The organism is Sandarakinorhabdus sp. (assembly GCF_032115815.1).
In the GTDB taxonomy this organism is placed as follows: domain Bacteria; phylum Pseudomonadota; class Alphaproteobacteria; order Sphingomonadales; family Sphingomonadaceae; genus Sandarakinorhabdus.
In genome coordinates this window covers 1-7,133 of record NZ_JAUMBI010000064.1, presented here as the reverse complement: position 1 = coordinate 7,133, position 7,133 = coordinate 1, and the positions used below count along the sequence as shown (strand labels likewise).

Sequence of the window (7,133 nt, the reverse complement as noted above, 5' to 3'; positions counted from 1 at the left end):
CGGAAGCGGCGCCCGCCGTGGCCAAGGGTGATGTGCCGGTGTTGTTCATTCCGCCCACGGCTGCCTTCAGCAATGGCAAGTGGAACGGACGCTCCAGCGATACGGCCACGGCGCTGCGGCTGGCGGACTTCTTGCGCACCGAAGCCAGCGCGCTGGCCGCGGCCGGCCCGTTGTGGGCGCCGCATTACCGCCAGGCGGTGCTGGGCAGTTTCCTTGCCAACACGCCCGAAACCCGCGCCAATGCCCAGGCGGCACAGGATCTGGCCTATGCCGATGTGAAGGCCGCGTTCGCGCGCTTCCTTGAAGCGCAAGCGCCGGGCGCGCCGATCGTCCTCGCCGGTCACAGCCAGGGCGCGTTGCACCTGCTGCGCCTGTTGAAGGAGGAAGTGGCGGGCACGCCGCTCGCCGCCCGCGTTGTGGCGGCCTATGCGGTGGGCTGGCCGGTGTCGGTGAGTGCCGATCTGCCGGCGCTGGGCCTGCGGGCCTGCGAACGGCGCGAACAGGCGCGCTGCCTGATGAGCTGGCAGAGCTTTGCCGAGCCAGCCGACGCGTCTGCCATTCTGGATGTCTATTATGCCGGTACCGGCCTTGCGGGCAGCCCCAGGGTGGGCACGGCGATGCTGTGCAGCAATCCCCTGACCGGCAGCATTGGCGATGCGGCGCCGGCCAGTGCCAACCCCGGCAGCCTGGTGCCATCAGCGACGCTCACTGCCGGCAAGCTGGTGATACCCGGCGTGCCGGCGCGCTGTGATGCCCGCGGCCTGCTGCTGATCGGTGAAGCGCCCACGGGCTATCCGGCGTTTGTGCTGCCCGGCAACAATTTCCACGTGTTCGATTATCCGCTGTTCTGGCAGGCCGTGCGCCTGGATGCGGCGGCGCGGGTGGCGGCGTGGAAAGCGGAACGCTGATCCCACCCCTGATCACGGCCTCTGCGCCGGATTATGCGGCCGTGCTGCCCGATGCTGGCCGGCTGGGCGGGCTGGACGTGGGCACCAAGACCATTGGCCTTGCCACCTGCGACGCCAGCTGGAGTTTCGCCAGCCCGGCCCACACCATCGCCCGTACCAAGTTCGCCGCCGATCTGGCCGAACTGAAGGTCTGGGTGGGCAAGGAGCGGCTGGTGGGGCTGGTGATCGGCCTGCCTTTGAACATGGATGGCACCGACAGTTCGCGTACCCAATCGGTGCGGGCGTTTGCGCGCAATGTTGCCGTGCTGGGCCTGCCGTTGCTGCTGTGGGATGAACGCTGGTCCACCGCCGCCGTGGAGCGCGCCATGATCGCCGAGGATTTGTCACGCGCCCGGCGTTCGGAGCGGGTGGACAGGCTGGCGGCGAGCTATATCCTGCAAGGCGCAATCGATGCCCTTGCCCGTTGGAGAGTGTGATGAGCTGCCTTAGCCCCGAAGCCCGCGCCGTGCTGTTCGAACATGCCACCGAACGGCCATTCACCTCGCCGCTGAACGATGAAAAGCGTACTGGCGACTATCACTGCGCCGGCTGTGGTGCGCTGCTCTACCGGTCAGGCACCAAGTACAACTCCGGCTCCGGCTGGCCGAGCTTTTACGACGCGGCCGAAGGCGCAGTGGGCACCAAGACCGACGTGAGTCACGGCATGGTGCGCACCGAAGTGCATTGCGCCGGCTGCGGCGGGCATCTGGGCCATGTGTTTCCCGATGGGCCGCCGCCGACGGGCCTGCGCCACTGCATCAACGGGCTGGCCCTGGATTTTCAGGCGGAGGACGCCTGATGCGCAAGCTGCTCCTCCTCGCGGCGCCACTGCTGCTGGCGCAAGCGCCGCCGCCGTCCTTGGTCAACACGTCCGCTGATGACATTGCCGCCAACGCGCCGGCCAGCCACTGGCTCGACATCAATCCCGATGCGATCATGGTGATGGACAGCGCCGCCGGCCGCATGGTGATCCAGCTGGCGCCGCAGTTCGCGCCCATGCATGTGGCGGCCATCCAGAAACTGGTGCGTGCCGGCCGCTTTGATGATGGCCGTATCGTGCGGGTCCAGGATAATTATGTCGTTCAATGGGCCGCCAGGCCGGAGAGTGGCAAGGAGCCGGTGAGCCAGCCGCCCGATGTGCGCGAACAGCGCGTGCGGCCCGAGCATCTGCCGGCGGAATATGAGCGCCCGCTGGCCGATGTCGCCTTCACCCCGTCGCCGTTCAAGGACACCTATGCCGAAGCCGGCTTTGTGTCAGGTTGGCAGGCGGCGCGCGATACCAGCACTGGCACAGTGTGGCTGGCACATTGTTACGGCACGGTGGGCGTGGGCCGCGACATGCCGCCGGATACCGGCGACGGCGCCGAGCTCTATGCTGTGATCGGCCATGGCCCGCGCCATCTTGATCGCAACATCGCCAATGTTGGCCGCGTGCTGGCCGGCATCGAACCGCACGCCGCCCTGCCGCGCGGCAGCGAGGCGCTGGGTTTCTACAAGGATGAGCGCCAGCGCACCAAGATCACCCGCGTACGCTTGGCCAGCCAGATCCCCGGCTTTCCGCGCTGGCAGATGATGGACACGGCCAGCCCCAGCTTTGCCCAGGTGGTGCAGGCCCGCGCCAACCGCACCGGCTTCTTCGTCCGCCAGGCGGGCGCTGCCGATCTGTGCACGCTGAAGGTACCGGTGCGTGAAGTGAAATGACGCCCATCATCAAGCTGTTGCGGGCGGGCGAGTGGGCGCAGTTTCAGGCCGACGGCGTGTTCGCTGGATCGGCAGACGATCTGCGTGATGGCTATATCCACATCTCCACGCCCGAACAGGCGCCCGGCACGCTGACCAAATGGTTTGCTGGCGATGTGGGCGTGATGGCGCTGACGCTGGATGCCGATGCGCTGGGCGCGGCGCTGAAGTGGGAGGAAAGCCGCGGTGGGCAATTGTTCCCCCACCTTTATCGCCCGCTGCGGCTGGACGAGGTGATTGAGGTGCGCGCGGCCTAGGCCTTCTGCGCTGCCTTGGCGCGCTGGAAACCCTCGCGGGCTTGGGCTCGTTCCCAGTAGGACAGCAGGTGCGGCCCGACTTCGCCGAGATGCCCCAGATTGCCCGCCAGCAGCAGCGCATAGGCGACCGCGATATCGGCGACGGTGAAATCCTCCCCGCACAGCCACGGCCGGCCATCAGACAGCGCGCGTTCGGCCCAGATGGTGCGGGCGATGAACCAGCGGCGATAATCGCTCGCCACCTTGGGATTGCGATTTTCCGGCTTTTCGAGGAGCGTGTAACGCAGCACCAGCGTCTGCGGGAAGGTGAGTGTCGCGTCGGACTGGTGCAGGAAATTCAGGTAATCGCCGTAACGCGGATCGCCCGGCAGCACCCGCAAACGCTGTGCCTTGTCGGCCAGATATTGGCAGATGGCGGCGCTTTCCGTCATCTTCACCTCCCCATCGGTGAAGAAGGGGATGGTGCCGAGCGGGTTGAGTTCCAGGAAGCTCGGCTCCAGCCAGCGCGGCGGGAAGGGCAGCAGTACCAGCTCATAGGGTAGGCCCAGTTCCTCCAGCGCCCACAGCGCCCGGAAGCTGCGCGCATCGCGGCAGTGCCAGAGTTTCAACATATGTGCCCCTTCGCAAAGCCAAATGGCTCCCCATATTCATGGCTGCTTAAACTTCACGCAGCAATCTCGGCATTATGAACAGGATATTCGCTCTCATGATGGACAGGCTGAAATTGGCGGGCGGCGTGCTTGTGGGCGCGGCGGCGGGTGTCGGGTTGGCGGTGGGCGTTGCCCGACTGTCAGACATTGGCCATGTCGCGGCGCAGATTCCGCCGATGGACACGACCGACGTCCCGCGCGCCGTGCCGGAATCCGGCCAGGTGGCCCTCAGCTTCGCGCCGGTGGTCAAATCCGCCGCGCCGGCGGTCGTCAACATCTACACCGCCACGGTTGATCGCCGCCCGCGCAGCATGAACGAGGAGTTCATCCAGCGCTTCTTCGGCGGCGCCCCGGTGCAGCCGCGCGTCTCGCAATCGCTGGGATCGGGCGTGATCGTTGGCGCCGATGGCCTGATCATCACCAACAACCACGTGGTGGAAGGCGCTGACCAGATCTTGGTCGCGCTGGCCGACCGGCGCGAATTCAAGGCCAAGATCCTCTTTGCCGATCCCCGCCTCGATCTCGCGCTGCTGAAGGTCGAAACCGAAGGCGCCGTGCTGCCGGTGATCCGCATGGCCGATAGCGACCGGGTGGAAGTGGGTGACGTGACGGTGGCGATCGGCAACCCGTTCGGCGTTGGCCAGACGGTGACGACCGGCATCGTTTCGGCGCTGGCCCGCACCGGCATCGGCGTTTCCGATTGGCAGTTCTTCATCCAGACGGACGCGGCCATCAACCCCGGCAATTCGGGCGGCGCGCTGCTGGATTCGCAAGGGCGGCTGATCGGCGTGCCAACAGCCATCTTCAGCCGCGGCGGTGGTTCCAACGGCATCGGTTTTGCCATTCCATCGAAGATGGTGCGCGTGTTCCTGAACGCGGCCGACAAGGGCAAGCTGGTTTCCGGCTGGATCGGGGTGGAGGGCGAAGCGCTGACCGCCGATACGGCGAAGCAGCTTGGTCTCGATCGCCCCGGCGGCCTGCTGGTGACCGGCGTGGTGACCGGCAGCCCGGGCGACAAGGCCGGCGTGAAGGCCGGCGACGTGCTGAAAAGTGTGGATGGCAAAGAAGTCGCCAACGGTGGCCAGCTGCGTTATTCGCTGGCCACCGAAGGCGTTGGCACCACGCTGAACATGCGGTTGTGGCGCGATGGTGCGGAACGGCAGGTGCCGGTGACGCTGGCGCCGCCGCCGGAAAATCCGCCGCGCAGCATCACGCGCCTGGCCAGCCGTTCCATCCTAAACGGCGTGACGGTCGCCAACCTGTCGCCGGCCTATGCCCAGGAACTCGGCGCCGGCCTGCCCGAACAGGGCGTGGTGGTGGTGGCGATCGAGGCCAATGCGCCCGCCGCACGCTTCCTGCGCCCCGGCGCCCTGCTGGAAAGCGTGGGCGGCCAGCCGGTGCGTTCGGTGGCAGATGTGGTGCGGCTTTCGAACGCCGGCGCCTTGCTGGTGCGCTTTGCCATCGGGGAACAGCGCGCCGAATGCGGGGTGAACAATGCCGGGGGCATCAGCTGCCGGACATGATGGCGGATTTCCGCCAGCGGTAGAGGGTGAAGCGCTGTAGCCAGGCATGCGTCATGCTGGCGAAGGCCAGCATTCATCGTGGGGCGTGGCCCTTGCTTTGAGGTGGATGCTGGCCTGCGCCAGCATGACGGGCACTTATTGGAACGGACCTCCCACCATGTTCACGCTCTCCCGCCTGCCCAGCCCGTTGGGCGAACTCCTTGCCATCACCGCGCAGGACGGCACGCTGCACGCGCTTGATTTCGCCGATTATGTGGACCGGCTGCAGCGCCTGTTCGCCCGCCACCATCCTGGCGCTGCGGTGGTGGAATGCCCGGCTCCAACCGCACTCGCCGCCGCGCTGACTGCCTATTTCGCTGGCGATGTGACGGCGCTCGATGCCGTGCCGGTCGCCCGCATCGGCAGCGACTTTCAGCGCAAGGTGTGGGCCGCGCTGCGCGCCATCCCGGCTGGCGAAACCCGCAGTTACGGCCAACACGCCGCCGCCATCGGCCAGCCCACCGCCAGCCGCGCCATTGGCCTTGCCAACGGTGCCAACCCCATTGGCATCGTCGTACCCTGCCACCGCGTGATCGGTTCAGGCGGCGCGCTCACCGGCTATGCCGGCGGGGTGGAGCGCAAGGCCTGGCTGCTCAGGCACGAAGGGGCGCTGGCACCGCTGCTGGCTTGACCGGGCCATAGCCCACCAACGGCCGCAGCCAACCAATCCGCGCCGTGATCAGGCAGAAGGCGGTCGTACCGATGATGGTGGTGCTGATCAGCAGCACGGCCTGCGTGGCCAATGGCACCTGCAAGGGCAGCAGCCACCAAGCGGCCAGCACGATGATCGTCTGGTGGATCAGATAGGCCGGGAACACGGCTTCGGCCAGCGGTTGGCGCCACGGGTGATCAAAGGCCAGCCAGCGCTGCGCCGCGCCCAGCAGGCCGATGATCATGCCCCAGGCCTGCACGGCACGGGCCGCGCGGCTGAGGATGAGCAGCGACCCGTCCGGATCGCCGGGCTGGCTGTTGATCCAAGCGACGACGGCCCAGCCGATCACACCCAGCACCAGGCCCACCCGCCACAGGCGTGCCACGCCCGTCCACAGCGGCCCGGCCGTGCCCATCGCCACGCCGATGAAGAAGCTGCCGCCATAGACCCAGTGCATGCACCAATCGCTGACCAGATCATGGGATTCCGGGAAACGATCGGCGAGGCCGATGCGGATGGCGGCGATGGCCATCATCGGCAGCCACAACAGGCGGTTGCCCGCCAGCAAATGGGAAACGCCCCGCGCCAGCCCCGCCCGCGCCGCCGCCGGCAGCAGCGCCAGCAGCACCGTGTAGGCCCACAGATAGACGACGAACCAAAGATGGTTCCATGTCGGCAGGATCAGGCCCAGGCGGTCGGAAAAGCCGAAATATTCGCTCTGCCAGAAGGCGAGATAGTCGCCGCTCCACGCACCCTTCACCTGCACCTCCACCCACGGCTGCGGCGGCACGATCAGCACCACGCCCAGCAGCAACGGCAGCAGCAGGCGCTTGCTGCGGCTGGCGAGAAAGCCGGCCTCGGCCTTGGCCAGCATCGCGGCCGACGCGATGCCAGAGATGAGGAACAGCAGCAGCAACCGCCAGGCGTTGGTGAACAGCATCACCGGTTCCAGCCAATCGAGCCGGGCCAGCTTGATGTGCCAATCCCACGCCACGAAGGCCATGCCGGCGTGATAGAGGATCAGCAGTGCGAAGGCGGCGATTCGCAGCCAATCGAGATCGTGGCGGCGTGTGCTGGAGGCTTGGCGGTTCATCATGTCGCCAGCCATGCCCTTGCATTGCCGGGCGTTCAGCGGTGAAGTGATGGCCGGACACAGGGCGGGGACGAGCGGCAGGCAGGTGGGGACGAACGGCACCGGATCAGGGACAGGCGGTCGCGCCCCGTGGTGGGCCGCCGCCGTGGTGGCGGCGCTGCTGTTGGCCAAGGGCGTGGTCGATGCCGCGTCCCTCGCCGATCAGAACCCGGAACTGCCCGACTGGCAGCCG

General features: G+C 67.2%; 9 protein-coding genes. 7 read left to right on the top strand and 2 right to left on the bottom strand.

Annotation, left to right across the window (positions count from 1 at the left end):
• The 5 genes from RT662_RS03845 to RT662_RS03825 form a co-directional block, all read left to right on the top strand.
• On the top strand, window positions 1-908 hold a 908-nt coding region (locus RT662_RS03845), incomplete at its 5' end, for a DUF3089 domain-containing protein (RefSeq protein ID WP_313669312.1).
• An 8-nt stretch (window positions 909-916) separates the two neighbouring features.
• A complete protein-coding gene (ruvX, locus tag RT662_RS03840) occupies window positions 917-1,384 on the top strand; it encodes a Holliday junction resolvase RuvX (RefSeq protein ID WP_313669314.1) in 468 nt (155 codons plus the stop codon).
• Window positions 1,384-1,746 carry a peptide-methionine (R)-S-oxide reductase MsrB gene (gene msrB, locus RT662_RS03835; RefSeq protein ID WP_313669310.1) on the top strand — a complete coding sequence of 121 codons (363 nt, stop codon included), beginning with the start codon at window positions 1,384-1,386 and terminating at the stop codon, window positions 1,744-1,746. The genes ruvX and msrB overlap by 1 nt, the downstream gene beginning before the upstream one ends.
• Complete coding sequence (locus RT662_RS03830) at window positions 1,746-2,648, top strand: peptidylprolyl isomerase (RefSeq protein ID WP_313669308.1); 903 nt, start codon at window positions 1,746-1,748, stop codon at window positions 2,646-2,648. Before msrB ends, RT662_RS03830 begins: the two co-directional genes overlap by 1 nt.
• Entirely contained in the window at window positions 2,645-2,944 is a 300-nt protein-coding gene (locus tag RT662_RS03825; RefSeq protein ID WP_313669306.1) for a DUF952 domain-containing protein, read from the top strand. The genes RT662_RS03830 and RT662_RS03825 overlap by 4 nt, the downstream gene beginning before the upstream one ends.
• Here RT662_RS03825 and RT662_RS03820 read toward each other — a convergent pair.
• The gene (locus RT662_RS03820) at window positions 2,941-3,555 is read right to left on the bottom strand and encodes a glutathione S-transferase family protein (RefSeq protein WP_313669305.1); all 615 of its coding nucleotides are present in this window, start codon (window positions 3,553-3,555) and stop codon (window positions 2,941-2,943) included. The two genes, RT662_RS03825 and RT662_RS03820, sit on opposite strands and share 4 nt — an antisense overlap.
• A gap of 74 nt (window positions 3,556-3,629) precedes the next feature.
• Here RT662_RS03820 and RT662_RS03815 point away from each other — a divergent pair, with 74 nt between their 5' ends.
• The gene (locus RT662_RS03815) at window positions 3,630-5,117 is read left to right on the top strand and encodes a Do family serine endopeptidase (protein WP_313669303.1); all 1,488 of its coding nucleotides are present in this window, start codon (window positions 3,630-3,632) and stop codon (window positions 5,115-5,117) included.
• Between the two features lie 157 nt (window positions 5,118-5,274).
• Window positions 5,275-5,787 (top strand): methylated-DNA--[protein]-cysteine S-methyltransferase, encoded by a 513-nt coding sequence (locus RT662_RS03810; RefSeq protein WP_313669302.1) that lies wholly within the window; start codon window positions 5,275-5,277, stop codon window positions 5,785-5,787.
• Here RT662_RS03810 and RT662_RS03805 read toward each other — a convergent pair.
• Window positions 5,750-6,901, bottom strand: a complete 1,152-nt coding sequence (locus tag RT662_RS03805; RefSeq protein ID WP_313669301.1) for an acyltransferase family protein — start codon at window positions 6,899-6,901, stop codon at window positions 5,750-5,752. The two genes, RT662_RS03810 and RT662_RS03805, sit on opposite strands and share 38 nt — an antisense overlap.
• Window positions 6,902-7,133: the final 232 nt, after the last annotated feature.

What these genes read in the sequence shown, in the direction of transcription:
- RT662_RS03815 (WP_313669303.1), top strand. Translation starts at nt 3,630, where the DNA reads ATGAACAGGATATTCGCTCTCATGATGGACAGGCTGAAATTGGCGGGC.
- RT662_RS03820 (WP_313669305.1), bottom strand. Translation starts at nt 3,555, where the DNA reads ATGTTGAAACTCTGGCACTGCCGCGATGCGCGCAGCTTCCGGGCGCTG.
- RT662_RS03810 (WP_313669302.1), top strand. Translation starts at nt 5,275, where the DNA reads ATGTTCACGCTCTCCCGCCTGCCCAGCCCGTTGGGCGAACTCCTTGCC.
- RT662_RS03830 (WP_313669308.1), top strand. Translation starts at nt 1,746, where the DNA reads ATGCGCAAGCTGCTCCTCCTCGCGGCGCCACTGCTGCTGGCGCAAGCG.
- RT662_RS03825 (WP_313669306.1), top strand. Translation starts at nt 2,645, where the DNA reads ATGACGCCCATCATCAAGCTGTTGCGGGCGGGCGAGTGGGCGCAGTTT.
- msrB (WP_313669310.1), top strand. Translation starts at nt 1,384, where the DNA reads ATGAGCTGCCTTAGCCCCGAAGCCCGCGCCGTGCTGTTCGAACATGCC.
- RT662_RS03805 (WP_313669301.1), bottom strand. Translation starts at nt 6,901, where the DNA reads ATGAACCGCCAAGCCTCCAGCACACGCCGCCACGATCTCGATTGGCTG.